Source organism: Seonamhaeicola sp. MEBiC01930 (assembly GCF_045277075.1).
In the GTDB taxonomy this organism is placed as follows: domain Bacteria; phylum Bacteroidota; class Bacteroidia; order Flavobacteriales; family Flavobacteriaceae; genus Seonamhaeicola.
Genome location: NZ_CP104270.1, coordinates 3,613,683 through 3,630,258, shown reverse-complemented (window position 1 = coordinate 3,630,258; position 16,576 = coordinate 3,613,683). Strand labels below are relative to the sequence as shown.

The following is a 16,576-nucleotide window of genomic DNA, read 5'->3' as shown; positions in this document are numbered from 1 at the left end:
TTTTATATAGTAAACCCAGCTGTCATTTGTTTTCAAATAACAGCTGGGTTTTTTTACAAACTAAATTCGAGCTGCCAACCAACTTTTAAGCTCATAAAAGTTTTGTGGAGCTACACCATGTCCTACAGGAAACTCAGAATAGTTGTGTTTAATATTCAAGCTTTCTAAAAAAGTTGGGGTTTGTCTAGCCCAATCCACAGGAATCACTTGATCTACACTACCATGAGAGCAATAAAAATCTAAATTAGAGTAATCTTTAGTTTTTAAATCTTCTGGTAAAATATCATGATAAACATATCCACTTAAGGCTACAATATTTTTAATTTTTTCAGGATAATTTAAGGCAACACCATAACTTAAAATACTACCTTGGCTAAAACCTAAAAGTGTAACATTATTTTTGTTTACTGGGTAGTTTTCTACAGCTTCATTAATAAATTTGGCAATTAAATCTCTTGATGCCACAGCTTGTTCTTTATCATTCCATTTACCTCTTTCGGCATCAAAATTAATGGTATACCATGCATTACCATACGGTGCCATAGGGTAGGGCGCTCTAACAGAAATGATAAAAAGTTCTTCTGGTAATTCATTTGCAAATGAAAATAAATCGTTTTCATCGCTGCCATATCCGTGCATCATTATTAATAAAGGTGCATTTTCAGATAAACTAGAGGTTCTAGTAATATGATACAAAGAAAGTGGTGTACTCATAGCTTAACGACCAATATTTGCAAACCATTTCTGAAATAAATCACCAACAAATGGTATTGGTTTAGCATCTTGTCTAAAAGCACTAATAATGCCTAAAACCCATAAAACAAAGGTTACAAGCCATAAGCTACTACCTAACCAGCTATTAACATATTTCTCTGTAAGATTTGAAAATAATAAAAACAGTATTAGCCCAAGCATTTGCCTAATATGAAAAGATATATAAGGGTTTTTCTTTTCAATATTCATAATTATAGAAATTATTAACCCAATAAAGGTTAAATAAGCAACTATTCCTAAAGTTTTACCTGCTTTAATATCTTGTTGATTCATTTTTATTTGTTTAATGAAATTTTATTGTTGGCGATAATACCGTAAACATTTCCTTTTAAATCTGCACCCTCAAAAATGGCATTTTTAGATTTAGAAGTAATATTGTTTTTACCAAACGTGTATTTACTATCTGGATTAAAAAGTGTTATGTTAGCTTTGTTTCCAATATTAATTGGATTAGATTCTATACCAAAACGTTGTTTACCCTTAGTAAGAATATCAATGCTTTTTTTGGTAGTAAAAATGGTTTGTAACGCTCCAAATGCACTTTCTAAACCAATGGTACCGTAATTAGCATGATCAAATTCTACCTTCTTTTCTTCTACATCAATTGGTGTGTGATCACTGGTAACCATATCAATAGTTCCATCTTTAACGCCTTCAATAAGCGCATCAATATCTTTTTGTGTTCTAAGTGGGGGTAATACTTTAAAGTTAGTGTCAAAACTATTTAGTGCTTCATCTGCAAAAAATAAATTGTGAATGGCTACGCTACAAGTTATATTCAACTTCTTCTTTTTAGCTTCTCTAATTAATTCAACCGTTTTTGCTGTAGATATTGTTGGAATATGTAGTTTACCACCAGTATATTCTAGTAAAAACAAATCTCTTGCGACTTGTAGCTCTTCAGCTAATGACGGATTACCTTTTAAACCTAAGGTAGTACTAGTAATATTTTCATTCATAACTCCTTGACCCGAAATCTTATTTTCTTGTGGGAAGGAAAGTACTAATCCATCAAAGTTACTAGCGTATTGTAATGCAATTTTCATGAGATTTGGATTAGAGATTGGCTTTTTATAATCATAAAAAGCCACCGCTCCAGAAGTGCTCATATCATAAATCTCAGCTAAGTCTATACCCTTACTGCCTATTGTTAAAGCTCCAATAGGTAAGACATTTACTGAGCTATTACTTGCTTTGGCTTTAATAAATGTAATATCTGAAGTTGAGTCTAAAATTGGGTTAGTGTTAGGGTTTAAAGCAATGGTTGTAAAACCAGAGTTAGCAGCTGCTCTAAGTCCGTTTTTTATAGTTTCCCTTTCTTCAAAACCTGGTTCACCAAAAGAAACACTACTATCAAACCATCCTTGTGAAATATGAAGATTTTCTAAATTTACTTCTTGGTAATTGTTAGTGTTTTTTATGGTTTTTGCAATATCTGTAATCTTGCCGTTTTCAATTAATACATCTTGAGTTAAATTATGAAACTCACTTTTGGTATCTATTATGATAGCAGATTTTATAAGTACGTTCATTTAAAATATTTTAAGATGAGCATTTCAACAATTAACATTACCAGTGCAAAAATAACAAACCATTTCCAGAGGGCATTAATTTTTGTATCACTTTTTAAAGTATTAAAAACTTCAGCAATAGAATTGCTAAGCGTTATGTTTTTAAGATTTGAAATATTTTGGTAAACTAATTGGCTTTCACTTCTTCCATAATTATAACTTACCTTTTTTAGAGTTTCATTCCTGTTTTTTATACTATAAATATTAGCCATATCAGGGGTCTCAGAAGTATTAATACTTACTTTGTCATTAAAATACTTCTGTCTAGGAATAATGCTAATACCATTATGTTCTAGAGATAATATATCATCTTGCTGTAGCTGTGTTTCTACTTCAAAAGAATTCTCGTTACCAATAGTGTAATAGAGTTTTGGGGTCTTTAAACTTTGTTTTGCAATGTTATAAAACGTAGGTACAATTAATGACCAATTTTTAAAATTTGAATTGGTTTTGTTCAATGCTGATGAAAATATATATGCATTTTTGTTTTGGAACAAAAAGGGTTTGTTATCTTCAAAACTAAGAATAGAAGCAAGATTATTTGAGTTTATATCATAAAAATTATTCACCTTAGGGTATTGAAAATTAGATACTTGTTTTTCAAAAACTCCTTTTTTGTATAAGGGGTGAGAATAGTTTATTGCGGTTATTCTTTTTTCAGTATTTATAAGGTTTTTAAAACTAGAGTTATAGTTAACCAATAAGGTATTATATGATGGAATATGTATATCTTCTGAAGGAATTATAATAAGGTGCCCGCCCTGATTTGTAAAATGATTTATTGCGGAGATAAGTGAGTTGGGAATTTGATTTAACTCATTTAAAACAATAAGATGGTTTTTATCTATTAAATTATAGTTTAGCTCATTTACCGAAGTTGAAGTATAGTTAAATTCATTATTTGTAAAAATGCGCTTTAAAAACGAGCCGTCTTTTTCATTAACCGCTAAAACGTTGATTTTTGAAGATTGGTTTAGGTTGAAATATAAACTATTATCAAATTTTAAATTGGCATCGCTTATAGTAATAGTTCCATCTATAGGTTTATTTGCAGGAATTGTAAAAGTAGTTTCCTCTTGCTTATTAAGTGTAATAGATGTTTTAGCAATAAGGTTTTCTCCATCAAATAATGAAATGGGTAGGTTTTCTATTGCGGTTCCGCTGTTTTTTAAAACAACCGATAATTCAAGTGATGCAGCTGTGGTTTGTGAAATATAAGTACTATCTACAGAAATATTATTTGTGTTAATAGGGCTTAGTTTAACAAAGTGCAGCTTTGTAAGTGAGTCTGGCTTAGGGGTAAAGTCAAATTTATTTTGCTGAAAATCAGAAATGAATACTATGTTTTTTAATGTATTCTTGTCCTTGCTAAAAAGTGTTTTACACTTTAAAAAAACCGATTCTAAATTTAATTGATTAGGAACATAATCTAATTTTAATAAATCATTTTTTACGGCCTTAATAGTGGTGTTTTTAAATACTTTATTATTAGCAATTATGGATACAGTTTCTGTTTCATTAATGTTGCCAACTATATCTTGTAAAGCACGTTTTAAGAGTTCTCCTTGGCTGCCCTTAGCTTGCATACTAAAAGAATTGTCAATGTAAATAACCGTTTCTTTTTCAGTTTTAAAGTTACTTTGCTTAGAATGAAATGGCTGCGCAAATGCAAGTACTAAAGCTGCTAAAAGTAAGAGTCTTGTAAATAGAATGAGCCACTTTTTTATTTGAGAACTTTTTCTGGAATTTTGCTTAATTTCTTTTAAAAAAGCAACATTAGTAAAAGCTTCTTTTTTAAACCGTCTTAATTGAAAAAGATGAACAATAATAGGAATAAGCAATAAAAATAAAGCGTAAAGAAGTTCTGGGTGTTTAAACTGCATTCCTTTTTATATTTTTCAAAACTACATAAATTTTTCAACAAAAAAAGATATAATCTTTAATAGGTTTTAAGTTCAGTTTATTTAAATATGCTCTTATTTCTTTTTGAGCCTCTTTATTGGCTACTGTTATAAGACTTTGCGCATTTTTTATACTGGTAAGAGCTTTAAAATTTAAAAGCGATTTTCCGTATATGTCTCGTCCAATTTTGTTAGGGTTGTCACAAATCCATTCAAAATGAATACCACGTTCTAAAAAAAGTTTGGCCATTAGTTTTCCTTTAGTTCCAGCACCCCATACTACTTGCGTTTTGGTTTTATCATAATCTATATCTAAGTAATGATGCACTTTTAAGGTTGTGAAATGATTTTGAGCGTAATGGATGTGGGTTCTTGAGGTTCGCGTACTATAATCTCTCCATTTATGAATGATGGTATCACAAGGAATACATTTGAAATTATACTTGTAAAACCTAAAGGCTAAATCATAATCTTCCGGGTATTTATTTGGGTTAAAAGCATCACAAGCTATTAAATCATCTCTGTGCAACATCCAACAGGGCGATGGAATAACACATTCTTTATAAATTTCATTATAATTTTTTCCAGATTTGGTGAGGGTGTTTAACCAAGTTTCATAACTTTTATAACCTTCACCAACACCGTTAGCACTAAAATATTCAACTAACCCAATAGCTACATGTTGTTTACCATTTTGAATTAAATTATTGGCTAAGACTTCTAGTTTATTGGGTAACATAATATCATCACTATCCATTCTAGTTATAAAGTAACCAGAACTGCTATTAAAGGCTAATTGTAGTGCAGATATAATGCCTTTTCCGCTGTTTTTTAAAAGTTTAATACGGTTATCCTTTTTAGTATAACTGCTAACTAATTCAAAACTATTATCTGTAGAATGGTCATCAATAATGAGTAATTCCCAGTTAGTATATGTTTGGTTTAAGATAGAATTTAAGCAATCACCTAAATAAATTTCGGTATTTTTAAAAGGTGTTAATATGCTTATTAAGGGGTTTTGCATAGGGCGAATATACTATCTTTTAACAAAACCTTAAGAGCACAACATGTAACATAATGGTATTTTGCACGTCATTTAAAAAACTATAAAAACCAATTTGATGAATAACAGAACATTTGCTACAGTTTTTGCAAGTATTTTAATGGCAAGTTGTAGCTCTACCAAAACTTCTTCCAATGATTTAGCAATAGATTTGCCAATTGAAACTTCAATTAACTTATCTAATATTCATGAAGATAAAGCTCCGGTGACAATAAATCCCGGTAGGTTTACCACTGAAACAGTTACTTATAGATTACCTAAGGTTATTCAAGGTACCTATTCTGTTAGTAATTTTGGAAAGTATGTAGATAATTTTAAGGCTATAAATTACAAAGGAGAAGAAATGACTGTTACTAAATTGGATGATAATTCATGGTCTATAGCTGAAGCCAAAGATCTTGATAAAGTAACCTATTTAGTTAATGATACCTATGATATAGAAGAGATAGGGGGTATCGGAAAAGAAGAACCTTTTTCTCCAGCTGGAACAAATATTGAAGCAGAGAATTTTGTCTTAAACTTACATGGTTTTATTGGGTATTTTGATTCTTTAAAAAACAATCAATATAAATTGGATGTTACTGCTCCAGCAGATTTTGTAAGAACATCTGCATTGCAAACAGTGAATACAACAACAAGTGATGATGGAAAAAATATGACCACGAGTTATTTGGCGCCTAGATATTTTGATATTACCGATAATCCGATGATGTATGGTAATTTGGATGTTGAAGAATTTGAAGTAGGTGATATTAAAATTGTATTAAGTGTTTATTCACCCAATAAAGTGCATTCTGCTAAGTCTTTAAAAGAAACGATATATACAATGATGGAAGCCCAAAAAAGATATTTGGGTGATATTAATGCTACACCACGATATGATATTTATGTATATTTATCTGCTGGAGAAGAAGATTCTCCTAAAGGGTTTGGAGCGTTAGAACATCACACGTCTACAGTTGTGGTAATGCCAGAAAGTATGTCCGCTGAGGCACTTGCTGAAAGTATGACCGATGTGGTATCCCATGAGTTTTTTCACATTGTAACCCCTTTAAGTGTACACTCTGAAGATGTGCATTACTTTGATTACAACAACCCTACATTTTCTAAACACCTTTGGATGTATGAAGGTGTAACTGAATATTTTGCTACTTTATTTCAAGTAGATCAAGGTTTGGTTGATGAAGAAGAGTTTTACAATAAAATTATGGGTAAAATACAACAAGCTTCTCGAATGAATGATGCTATGAGTTTTACCATTATGAGTGAAAATGTATTGAAGGCACCTTATAAAGATGAATATTTAAACGTTTACCAAAAAGGAACTTTAATAGGTATGTGTATTGATATTTTAATGCGTGAAGAAAGTGATGGGAATAGGGGTATTTTATCTTTAATGAAGGAGTTATCTAATAAGTATGGTAAAAATAAACCATTTGATGATGATAAGTTAATAGAAGAAATTGTGGCAATGACTTATCCTGTTTTAGGCGAATTTTTTAATACCCATGTAGTTGGTGATTTACCAATTAATTACAATGACTTTTTTGAAAAGGTTGGTCTAGAAATTGGGGAAGGAAAGGTTAAAGCTAATTTTATATTATTAGACGGGGCTCCAATTGTAAGTGGAGATGGGCAAACGGGTACTATCTTTTTTGTTGAATCTGCTTTAAAAAATAGCTTTTGGAAAGAACAAGGCGTTCAAACCAATGATGTTATTAAATCAATAAATGGTACAAACTTAACCTTGCAAAATGCTAACCAGGTACTACAAGAAGTATTTATGTGGAAACCAGGAAAAGAAATTGAAGTATTATTAGATAGAGGTGGTGAGGAAATTGTTATTAAAACTATTACTACACAGCCTTATACTATAGGTAATGCCTTAGTTGAAAAAGTAGATGCTACTGATGCTCAAAAGGCATTAAAAGAAGCTTGGTTGAAAGGATAGTTTATTTCTTAATATTAAATTTATAAAAACCGGTTAACAAACTATTTAGTTTGTTAACCGGTTTTTGTTGTAATTAAGGATATCCTTTGATTACTTAAACCACTTGCTTAAACGACGTTTACTTCTATCAAAAGCAACTCTTTCCCAAATTACTTGAAAACCATTCCAGAAAACTCTTATTTGCTCTCCGTTATCTCTATAAATAACAAATTTAATGTCTTCAAATTCAATATAAACATTGTTAACATCATTGTCACTGGACATGTATTTCTTATTCGTGTCCTGTACTATGTCTATGCGCTGAAATAATTCTTGTGCTTTCTTTAATGGTATATATCGGAAAGCATAAGCATCCATTAAATTGCCATAGCTATCTATATTAGGACCAAAAAAAGCAAGTAACAAACCTCTTTCATCAATCTCATTACAATTAAAAGCAATTGAAATTAACCCCGCACTATCATCAGCAGCCAAACTTTCGGTTTCAAATTGAATATCATTTCCATTAGTTTTACCAATAATATTATTTATAATGTATTCTTTAGACCTGAATTGAGCAATTTCTTTAGCAATTGTTTTCTTGTCAGTTTTTATAGCTATAAATGTTATTGCAGCAGCCCCTGCCACACCTGTTGCAATTTCTCCAGCATTCTGAGAATATGTTTTACCCAAAGTAAAAAGCAAGGCAATACTAAATAGTACTAATTTTTTCATAATGTTGTTCATAGGCTTTTGGAATCAAATATATTAATAAATCTCAATGAATTGGTTAAATAACTTTTTTCAAGATAATCTAATTTTAAATTAAAAGCCCTCAAAAACACCTAGTCCAAATAAAGCAAAGTCATACTTTACAGGGTCATTTTTATCTAGTTTTCGTAATGAATTATCTAATTCTAAAAGCGCTTTAGCATCGTTTTGTTTGCGTTTCAATAAACCCAATTTTCTGGCCACGTTGCCGGAATGAACATCAAGAGGACAAGATAAAATGGATGTTGAGATATTTTTCCAAATTCCAAAGTCTACACCAGTATTATCATTGCGTACAAGCCATCTTAACATCATATTAATTCTTTTACATGCTGAACCTTTGTGCGGGTCTCCAATATGCTTTTGTGTTCTTGTCTGATGATTAAGTGAAAAGAATGTGTTTTTAAATTCATGAATTGCTGGTTGTGTACTAATATTTGTAACGTTATCTTCAAAAATCTTTTCTAAACCACCATGACTGCAATAGATTTTTCGTAATGCGGTAATAAAATATTTGAGGTCATCAGAATTAAATGTTCGGTGAACGAATCCATTCATTTTTTCTAAATCAGAAACCTTGTGATTAATAATAAAATCATAGGGCGAATTATCTAGGAGTTGCATCATCCTATTAGCATTCTTTATAATCATCTTACGGTTTCCCCAAGCGATGGTGGCAGTTAAAAAAGCAGAAATTTCAATATCTTCTTTTAATGTATAACGGTTAGGAATCTGAATGGGGTCAGATTCAACAAACTTAGGATTGTTATACTCTATAACCTTTTCATTCAGAAAGTCCTTTAATTCAGATTTAGTTATTTTTAATTTCATAGGTTAGCAAAAATAAATGTAATTAAGTTAAGTTAAATATGACTTATAAACAGAATTAAAGAAAAAGTATTTGTCTACCGTAAAAAATCATATTTTACCAACTATAGTTATAGCGCAATTTTGTTGTACTTCTTTATGGTTTGTTGGTAATTCTATAAATTCTGAACTTATTGACACCTTTAGATTAAATTCTTCTGCTTTAGGCGATTTAACTACTTCAGTACAATTTGGGTTTATTATGGGTACATTTTTATATGCCTTTTTAACCATAACAGATCTGTTTTCTCCTTCAAAAGTATTTTTCATTAGTGCCATTGTTGCTGCTGGCTTTAATAGTTTAATTGTCCTGCCATCCAATACGTTGGCTAGTTTAATAACTTTAAGGTTTTTTACAGGTTTTTTTCTGGCAGGAATATATCCAGTAGGGATGAAGATAGCGTCAGATTATTTCAAAAAAGGTTTAGGGAAATCCTTAGGGTTTTTAATAGGAGCTTTAGTTTTAGGAACAGCTTTCCCCCATTTTGTTAAAGGTTATGAGAGTTTAGCTTCTTGGAAATTCATGATTTATATGACTTCATCTTTAGCCACTTTTGGAGGATTAATAATGTTAGTTTTGATTCCGGATGGTCCATATAAAAAAAAACAACAGCAATTCAACCCATCTATTTTTTATGATGTATTTAAGGGTGAAAATTTTAGAAAAGGAGCTTTTGGTTATTTTGGGCACATGTGGGAACTGTATGCTTTTTGGGCATTTTTACCTGTTCTATTAAAAGCATATGTCTTAAATCATAATATTGAAAACTTTAATATTGCCATGATAAGTTTTATAGTTATAGGTTTTGGTTGTCTAGGATGCGTGTGTTCAGGGTATTTATCTCAAATATTCACACCTAAAAAAGTTGCAGCCACATCCTTATTGTTATCGGGTGTTTGTTGTTTACTATCACCGCTATTTTTTTTAATTGATTCAGAATTTTTGTTTATTGTATTTCTTATTTTTTGGGGTATTGTTGTCATAGCAGATTCACCCTTATTTTCAACAATTATAGCCAAAAATGTATTGCCAGAACACAGAGGTACGGCATTAACCATAGTAAATTGTTTTGGTTTTGCAATTACAATTATTAGTATTCAACTTTTAAACTACTTACAAAACTTAGTAGCTATAGAATACTTATTCGTATTACTTGCTATCGGACCAGTTTTTGGGGTGTTTTCTTTATTAAAAAATAATCAAAGAGCTTAGTTAATTATATTACCATCAACCATAGTTAATTTTCTATCAGCCATATTAGCTAATTCATCGTTATGTGTTACAATAACAAAGGTTTGACCGAATTCGTTCCTTAGTTTAAAAAATAAATTATGAAGATTGTCGGCAGACTCGCTATCTAAATTACCAGAAGGCTCATCGGCAAAAATTAAGTTGGGCTTATTTATTAAGGCTCTAGCCACAGCAACACGTTGTTGTTCTCCGCCAGAAAGTTCGCTTGGTTTGTGGTTGTACCGATGAGATAATCCTAAAAAATCAAGTAGTTCTTTAGCTCTTTTTTCGGCATCCGATTTACCAACCCCTTTAATAAATGCAGGTAGACATACATTCTCTACTGCCGTAAACTCAGGTAGTAATTGATGAAATTGAAAGATAAAACCTATATGCTCATTTCTAAACTTAGCCAATTCCTTATCAGAAAGTAAGGATAAGTTTGTGTCATTTATAATTAAATCAAAAGGTTCTTCTTTTGTGGCATTATCTAATGTTCCTAAAATTTGAAGTAATGTAGTTTTGCCAGCTCCGGAAGCACCAACAATAGATACAACTTCACCCTTTTTAATATTGATGTCTACCCCTTTTAATACGTGAAGATCATCATAATATTTATGAATATTTTTGGCTTGAATCATTGGCACAAATTATAACAATATGATTTGCGATGCAAAAATTAAACTCTTTTCTTTTTTAGCAATGATTTTAAGTTGTTATAATCAATAAAATATTGAATTCTTAAAGAAACCGTATGCTGCATGGGTTGGTCAAGTAAGGTGTTTATACTCTCAGCGAAGTTATCTGTAGAGTCATCATATCTAATAAATAGGCGGTTTCTATATAAAGCCGTTAGAAAACTGCCCGGAGCAAATTGCCAAGTATAACTAAAGTCTAAATTCCAAGTATTAAAATTTATATTAGGGTTATCTTCAAGAGTAGAAGCGAAATAAGTGTTGTCATCAGAAAGTAATCCGTTCTCCATTAAAGTGAAAAGTTTATCCTGATATGTTACCGTAGACCAATAGTTTCTAAATTTTAAGGAAAGTGATTGCAATGGATTAAAGTTGTAGTCCGCCTGAATAGTATTTGTAACTTCTTTTTGGTCTCTCACACCAAAAATAATATCATCATCAATTTTTGTAGCAAAACCAACATCTTTAACTCTATCAAAATATGCTATAGAATAAATTAATAAAAAGTGATTATTAAATCTAAATCGAGGAGATATCTCCAATTGATAACGTTTGGTATCTCTGTTTTCATCAAAAAAATTAGTCATACCCAGTGTAAGGTCTAAAGCAAAGGGCTTATTATAATTAGAAGATACACTGGTAGACGCTTCTAACTTGTTTTTGTATAAAAAGTATCTTCCTTCTGTTCTAGGTTCAAAATAATCATAGCGTTTTCCTATATCTGCCTCAATGTCTGCTCTAAATGTGTATAATTTGGTTGTTAACGCATATAACCCCAATTCTAACTCAGTTCCCGTATAAATATTAGGTTTTGCCAACCGTCTATGGTTCAAATCAGCATTTATTCTTAACCTGTTAAAGTGTTTGGTAGGTTTGAAAATAGTATAGTTCAAAAATATGCCACTTCTAAATAAATTATTTCTTCTTATTAATCCCAAATCATTAATATCATAATTTGCACCTTCATGTCTATTGAAAATTCCATATTGATAGTTACCATGAACCTTTTTTAAAGAAAAATAGGAGCTGTATCCAACCTGATCTTCATCAATAAGATTAAGTCTGCTCATTTTCAATTGACCATTAATGTTATATGTGTTTCTTTTATTAGTAATATCTAACAATAAGCCTGTAACATTAGCATCTCTAAAACTACCATTCCTCCTAACATTGGTATTTATTAAACTAATTGATGAGTTTTGGTTAAATTGTTTATCAATAACAAAAATATTGTAATTTGAAAAGGGCTCAAGAACTTCCTCTCTGCTTTGTCCAGAAATAGTATCTGTAACAGTAACATTAGTTTTTTGAGTAAATGCATTAAAAAAACCAACTCCCAAACCATTTTTTGTCCTGCCAGAAACTTTTACAGCATTAAGTACTTTTATGCTGTTTGGTTCATTTACTATTTCTTCATTATCATTAAGTTCAATATTGTGATTTGGAACATTTCCAATTCTTCTTGAAAAGAATAAATCTCCCTTAGAGAACAAATCAACACCTTCAGTAAAAAACTGGCGTTGTTCAGAAAATGTTTGTTCAAAAGGACCTAAATTAAGTTCTACGTCGTCAAACCCGGCTTGACTAAAATCTGGGATTAATGTTGCATCTAAGGTGAAATTTTCTGTGATACCATACTTTAAGTCTAAACCAAGGTTGAAATCTGATGAGGTGTTACCATCTAAGGTATTTACTAATCCAGATGAGTATGGATAAAAAATAAGTCTTGTAGGTGGAGCTATGTTATTTATTCCTTTAAGTATGCCGTTATATAGCCCAATATTCCCTTTGGTTACATCTATAAGATTCCAAGTGTATTGGGTTTTATTCCGTTCAATATGTCTTTGAAATTGTATACCCCACTCTTGAATCTCTGAATTAGAAAAACGCAAAGCTCTGTACGGGATTTTTATTTCAGCTACCCAACCGTCGTCATTAATTTTTACAGCGCTTTGCCAAACAGCATTCCAGCTATAATCTTTGTCAACAGTAGGATTTTGTATGGCGTCAGCCTGTGTTCCAGAACTAAAAATATAAAACTTCACATCATTTATTCCATCATTGTTGGGGTTTAAAATAACACTGAAGAAATCTGATTGACCAAAATTATCTCTGTTAGTTAATTGCTTTAAGATTTTGTCTGGATCATCATAAAGGTAAGCCCCAATATACACAGCATTGTCATCGTATGCCATTCTAACAACTGATCTATTTTCCTTACTTTCTGGTATTCCTGGTTCTGGTTTAAATTGAACAAAATCCTTAGCTATATTTGCATTTTCCCAAACACTATCATCTAGTAAACCATCAATTTTAGGAGGAGTATTTGTTTTGGTTATATTTAGTACTTTTTTATTCTGCCCCATACTTAGCATAGAACAAAAAGAGAGAATAAATACAAAGAATTTCATTGCAAAATAATGGTTGGTGAAATAATGCTATTGGCAGCAAAATTAATTTCTTGTTTTTTAATACTCTGCCAATTAAAAGTTAAAAACTATCTATATCTTTACCTTTGACTCATAAAATTTGTTAATTTCAAATCTAGATTTACTATAATTATGCCTTATAAAAAGTTTGAAGAATATAACATGCAGGTAACTGATGATGTTAAAGATCGTTATAAAAATATTATTGAGGATTTAGGAGAAGATACTACTCGTGATGGTTTGTTAAAAACCCCTGAACGTGCTGCCAAAGCTATGCAGTTTTTAACACAAGGTTATAACCAAGACCCAGTAGAAATTCTTAAAAGCGCTATGTTTAAGGAGTCTTATAATGAAATGGTAATAGTTAAAGATATTGAATTGTATTCCCTTTGTGAACACCATATATTGCCATTTTTTGGCAAAGTTCATATTGCCTATATTCCTAATGGGCAAATAGTTGGTTTAAGTAAGTTGCCAAGAATTGTGGATGTGTTTTCAAGACGTTTACAAGTACAGGAGCGTTTGACTGAACAGATTTTGGATTGTATAAATGATACTTTAAAACCTCAAGGTGTTGCGGTGGTAATAGAAGCAGCTCATATGTGTATGATGATGCGTGGTGTACAAAAACAAAATTCTACAACCACAACTTCAGGGTTTAGAGGGCAGTTTGAAAAAATTGAAACCCGTAATGAGTTTTTAAAGTTAATAGGCAAGTAGTAGGTACAATAATATTGGTATATTTCTTGTTATTAGTTTATTATAAAAGTAACTTATGAGTAAACGTAAAATATTAATATTAAGTATTCTTTGTGATGCTTTAGGATATGTATCATTTGTATTCCCGCCTTTTGATTTTATTTGGGCACCTGTTTCTGCTTATATTATGACAAAACTTTATAAAGGAAAAGAAGGTAAAGTAGCTGCTGTTGTATCTTTTGTTGAGGAAGCACTGCCAGTATTAGATGTAATACCAACTTTTACATTAATGTGGTTTTACACATTTATATTTAAGTCTAAAGAGGAAACTATTATAGAGGTATAAAAAAATCCCTTTCAATTTTGAAAGGGATTTTTTAATAGTTATAAATTATAAGTAATTCCAATTTTAATATTCCTGCCTATATTAAATATGCCATCAGTTTTAAGACGAGATAGATGATGAATATAAGTATTGTTGGTAAGGTTAGTACCAGAAATTGAAACATTCAATTCGTTGTTAAAAAGGTTAAAGGAACCTCCAAAACCTGCGCTTAATAAACCATAACCATCCGTGGTAGTTTCAAAAGTACTTACCTTATCTTGACTAGAAGTAGATTTATACTTTATAAAGGCATATCCTTTTTTTATTGAACCGAATTCAAATTCTCCTCGTAAAATATTGGTCCAACTATTTGCAGGAATAAGAGGTAAGAATTCATCATTATTCTGTTTTCCTATCACCGTTTCAAAACTTGATTCAAAATGCAACCAATCTAAAGGATGTGGATGTAAATGAAATCCGAATTCACCGCCATACAATTTGGCATTATCTTGAAGATATAGAAAAACTGGGCTCTGGTCGATTTCATTTCCGTTAGGTGATAAGAAAATATAATCATTAATGAGGTTGTAAAATCCGTTTGCAAAGAACTCAACATGCTCAGTTTGGTATTCTAAGGCTATATCGGTTTGAAAGTTTTGTTCGCTTTTTAAGTTTTCATTCCCAATTTCATAACGATTTGTTCCGTGGTGAACACCATCAGAAGTTAACTCAGCTAAATTAGGTGCTCTAAAACCAGTTGCTAAATTTATTCTAGCAATAAAATTATCAGATAGATTTGTTCTTATACCAATAGCCCCATTAAAGCTGTTGAAGTTTTTGTCTAAGCCTGAATCCACGCTAATATTCCTATTATCATATCTAGCTCCAAGCTGAATATCAACATTGTTGAAATGAATATGTGAAGTTGCAAAAAAGCCAATATCATTAACGTTTGCATTAGGAATAAGCAATTCTTCACCATAATTTGTATTGCTTTGAGTTAAACCTTGAATACCAACAATAGTTTCAAACTTTCCTAATTCTGGAAGGTGGTATTTAATATCGTAATTAAACGTTTTTAACTTCATGTGAAGGGCAACCTCTTCATCTTCCTCTTCGTGCTCGTCATGTTCTTCATCATCATGTTCTTCTTCTTCATCATCATGATCATCATCTTCCTCATGCTCATCATGATGGTGTTCTTCAAATTCTTTTCTATCGTTATAAGTCAAACCAAAATTTAAATTTAGTTTGGAATCATTAAAAAAGAAGGTAGACTTAGAACTCATAACATGATTTGTTATTTCCTGGAAAGGTTCTAAAGGTGTTACTATAGTTGATTGTTCACCAATTTCTTCAGGTATTCCTATATTTGAATGATTTACATTGTATCGTAATTCTGTTTTAAAATTAGTGATTTGGTAACCTAAACCAGCTTTAAAATCTTTTTCCAAAAACCGTGTGTTTATAACATGGTAATCACGAGTCTTATAATCAGTATGTTGGGCAGTACTTCCTCTAAATAAAAATTTGAAATTATTGGTAGAATGTTTAATGCCAGCATTAGAATTATAGCCTTGCGTATTACTAAAATAATTAGCTGAAAAATCTGCATTTGTTATGTTTGATTGAGCAAATTTTTCTGGATTTAAATAAAGAACGCCTCCAAGAGCATCACTACCATAGAGGAGGGATGCTGGTCCCTTTATTACCTCTATACTTTCAATACCGGCACTGTTTAAGCCCAACCCGTGTTCATCACCATATTGCTGGTTTTCTAACCTCACGCCTTGAGTGTAAACTAATACTCGGTTAGCACTAAGCCCTCTTATAACAGGTTTTCCAATACCCAACCCTGTTGATATACTTTCAACTCCGGTAAAATTTGAAATACCATTGGTTAAATTTATAGCACCTTCGGCGTTTAAATCGCTTATTTTTTTCTGTTCAACTTTCATTACGTTTTCACTTTGTAATTTGTGAAAAGGTGTAGATACTATAATGCCTTCCATTTCAATGGCAGAAGATATCATTTCTATGTTAAATTCTTCACTAAAAGGGAAGTTTACGTTTATTGAAATGGTTTCGTAACCCAAATAAGACACAATAACTTTATGAGTACCATTAGGAATATTACTAATACTAAAACTTCCGTTATCCTTTGTAGAAGTTCCTTTTTCTAATTGAGGGAAATATATATTTGCCCTCTGAATTGGAAGCTGACTGTTGGAATCAACAACTTTTCCCTCAAGTTTATTTTGGGAGAATATAGGTAGTATTGCTAATAACAGCAATACATTTAAAATATGTTTCATTGTAA

The 16,576-nt window shown here is 31.0% G+C and carries 14 protein-coding genes; 4 read left to right on the top strand and 10 right to left on the bottom strand.

What is annotated here, in order from left to right:
- Nucleotides 1-60: 60 nt before the first annotated feature.
- Genes N1F78_RS15695 through N1F78_RS15675 form a run of 5 tightly spaced genes read right to left on the bottom strand, consistent with a single transcriptional unit; the run spans nt 61 to nt 5,270 of the window.
- Nucleotides 61-714: an alpha/beta hydrolase gene (locus N1F78_RS15695; RefSeq protein ID WP_406684119.1), complete on the bottom strand. Its 654-nt coding sequence runs from the start codon at nt 712-714 to the stop codon at nt 61-63.
- Between the two features lie 3 nt (nt 715-717).
- A complete protein-coding gene (locus N1F78_RS15690; RefSeq protein ID WP_406684118.1) occupies nt 718-1,047 on the bottom strand; it encodes a DUF4870 domain-containing protein in 330 nt (109 codons plus the stop codon).
- A 2-nt stretch (nt 1,048-1,049) separates the two neighbouring features.
- Entirely contained in the window at nt 1,050-2,306 is a 1,257-nt protein-coding gene (locus tag N1F78_RS15685; RefSeq protein ID WP_406684117.1) for a dihydroorotase, read from the bottom strand.
- Nucleotides 2,303-4,228: a BatA domain-containing protein gene (locus tag N1F78_RS15680; protein ID WP_406684116.1), complete on the bottom strand. Its 1,926-nt coding sequence runs from the start codon at nt 4,226-4,228 to the stop codon at nt 2,303-2,305. Before N1F78_RS15680 ends, N1F78_RS15685 begins: the two co-directional genes overlap by 4 nt.
- 34 nt (nt 4,229-4,262) lie before the next feature.
- Entirely contained in the window at nt 4,263-5,270 is a 1,008-nt protein-coding gene (locus tag N1F78_RS15675) for a glycosyltransferase family 2 protein (protein WP_406684115.1), read from the bottom strand.
- A gap of 97 nt (nt 5,271-5,367) precedes the next feature.
- Here N1F78_RS15675 and N1F78_RS15670 point away from each other — a divergent pair, with 97 nt between their 5' ends.
- The gene (locus N1F78_RS15670; RefSeq protein WP_406684114.1) at nt 5,368-7,260 is read left to right on the top strand and encodes a peptidase M61; all 1,893 of its coding nucleotides are present in this window, start codon (nt 5,368-5,370) and stop codon (nt 7,258-7,260) included.
- A 90-nt stretch (nt 7,261-7,350) separates the two neighbouring features.
- Here N1F78_RS15670 and N1F78_RS15665 read toward each other — a convergent pair whose 3' ends face one another.
- Complete coding sequence (locus N1F78_RS15665; protein ID WP_406684113.1) at nt 7,351-7,974, bottom strand: hypothetical protein; 624 nt, start codon at nt 7,972-7,974, stop codon at nt 7,351-7,353.
- Between the two features lie 90 nt (nt 7,975-8,064).
- Nucleotides 8,065-8,829: a TIGR02757 family protein gene (locus N1F78_RS15660; protein ID WP_406685696.1), complete on the bottom strand. Its 765-nt coding sequence runs from the start codon at nt 8,827-8,829 to the stop codon at nt 8,065-8,067.
- Between the two features lie 82 nt (nt 8,830-8,911).
- Between N1F78_RS15660 and N1F78_RS15655 the strand changes: the two genes are divergently transcribed.
- Nucleotides 8,912-10,090 carry an MFS transporter gene (locus N1F78_RS15655; RefSeq protein ID WP_406684112.1) on the top strand — a complete coding sequence of 393 codons (1,179 nt, stop codon included), beginning with the start codon at nt 8,912-8,914 and terminating at the stop codon, nt 10,088-10,090.
- Here the strand turns inward: N1F78_RS15655 and N1F78_RS15650 are convergent.
- Both N1F78_RS15650 and N1F78_RS15645 read right to left on the bottom strand, forming a co-directional pair.
- Nucleotides 10,087-10,749, bottom strand: coding sequence for an ABC transporter ATP-binding protein (locus N1F78_RS15650; protein WP_406684111.1), 663 nt, complete (start codon nt 10,747-10,749; stop codon nt 10,087-10,089). The two genes, N1F78_RS15655 and N1F78_RS15650, sit on opposite strands and share 4 nt — an antisense overlap.
- A gap of 38 nt (nt 10,750-10,787) precedes the next feature.
- Nucleotides 10,788-13,214 (bottom strand): DUF5916 domain-containing protein, encoded by a 2,427-nt coding sequence (locus N1F78_RS15645; protein WP_406684110.1) that lies wholly within the window; start codon nt 13,212-13,214, stop codon nt 10,788-10,790.
- Nucleotides 13,215-13,364: 150 nt separating this feature from the next.
- Here N1F78_RS15645 and folE point away from each other — a divergent pair, with 150 nt between their 5' ends.
- Complete coding sequence (folE, locus tag N1F78_RS15640; protein ID WP_406684109.1) at nt 13,365-13,952, top strand: GTP cyclohydrolase I FolE; 588 nt, start codon at nt 13,365-13,367, stop codon at nt 13,950-13,952.
- A 55-nt stretch (nt 13,953-14,007) separates the two neighbouring features.
- Nucleotides 14,008-14,277, top strand: coding sequence for a hypothetical protein (locus N1F78_RS15635; RefSeq protein WP_406684108.1), 270 nt, complete (start codon nt 14,008-14,010; stop codon nt 14,275-14,277).
- Between the two features lie 38 nt (nt 14,278-14,315).
- Here the strand turns inward: N1F78_RS15635 and N1F78_RS15630 are convergent, their stop codons facing one another.
- Nucleotides 14,316-16,571: a TonB-dependent receptor gene (locus tag N1F78_RS15630; RefSeq protein WP_406684107.1), complete on the bottom strand. Its 2,256-nt coding sequence runs from the start codon at nt 16,569-16,571 to the stop codon at nt 14,316-14,318.
- Nucleotides 16,572-16,576: the final 5 nt, after the last annotated feature.

What these genes read in the sequence shown, in the direction of transcription:
- N1F78_RS15690 (WP_406684118.1), bottom strand. Translation starts at nt 1,047, where the DNA reads ATGAATCAACAAGATATTAAAGCAGGTAAAACTTTAGGAATAGTTGCT.
- N1F78_RS15695 (WP_406684119.1), bottom strand. Translation starts at nt 714, where the DNA reads ATGAGTACACCACTTTCTTTGTATCATATTACTAGAACCTCTAGTTTA.
- N1F78_RS15670 (WP_406684114.1), top strand. Translation starts at nt 5,368, where the DNA reads ATGAATAACAGAACATTTGCTACAGTTTTTGCAAGTATTTTAATGGCA.
- N1F78_RS15630 (WP_406684107.1), bottom strand. Translation starts at nt 16,571, where the DNA reads ATGAAACATATTTTAAATGTATTGCTGTTATTAGCAATACTACCTATA.
- N1F78_RS15665 (WP_406684113.1), bottom strand. Translation starts at nt 7,974, where the DNA reads ATGAAAAAATTAGTACTATTTAGTATTGCCTTGCTTTTTACTTTGGGT.
- N1F78_RS15685 (WP_406684117.1), bottom strand. Translation starts at nt 2,306, where the DNA reads ATGAACGTACTTATAAAATCTGCTATCATAATAGATACCAAAAGTGAG.
- N1F78_RS15675 (WP_406684115.1), bottom strand. Translation starts at nt 5,270, where the DNA reads ATGCAAAACCCCTTAATAAGCATATTAACACCTTTTAAAAATACCGAA.
- N1F78_RS15650 (WP_406684111.1), bottom strand. Translation starts at nt 10,749, where the DNA reads ATGATTCAAGCCAAAAATATTCATAAATATTATGATGATCTTCACGTA.
- N1F78_RS15635 (WP_406684108.1), top strand. Translation starts at nt 14,008, where the DNA reads ATGAGTAAACGTAAAATATTAATATTAAGTATTCTTTGTGATGCTTTA.
- folE (WP_406684109.1), top strand. Translation starts at nt 13,365, where the DNA reads ATGCCTTATAAAAAGTTTGAAGAATATAACATGCAGGTAACTGATGAT.
- N1F78_RS15645 (WP_406684110.1), bottom strand. Translation starts at nt 13,214, where the DNA reads ATGAAATTCTTTGTATTTATTCTCTCTTTTTGTTCTATGCTAAGTATG.
- N1F78_RS15680 (WP_406684116.1), bottom strand. Translation starts at nt 4,228, where the DNA reads ATGCAGTTTAAACACCCAGAACTTCTTTACGCTTTATTTTTATTGCTT.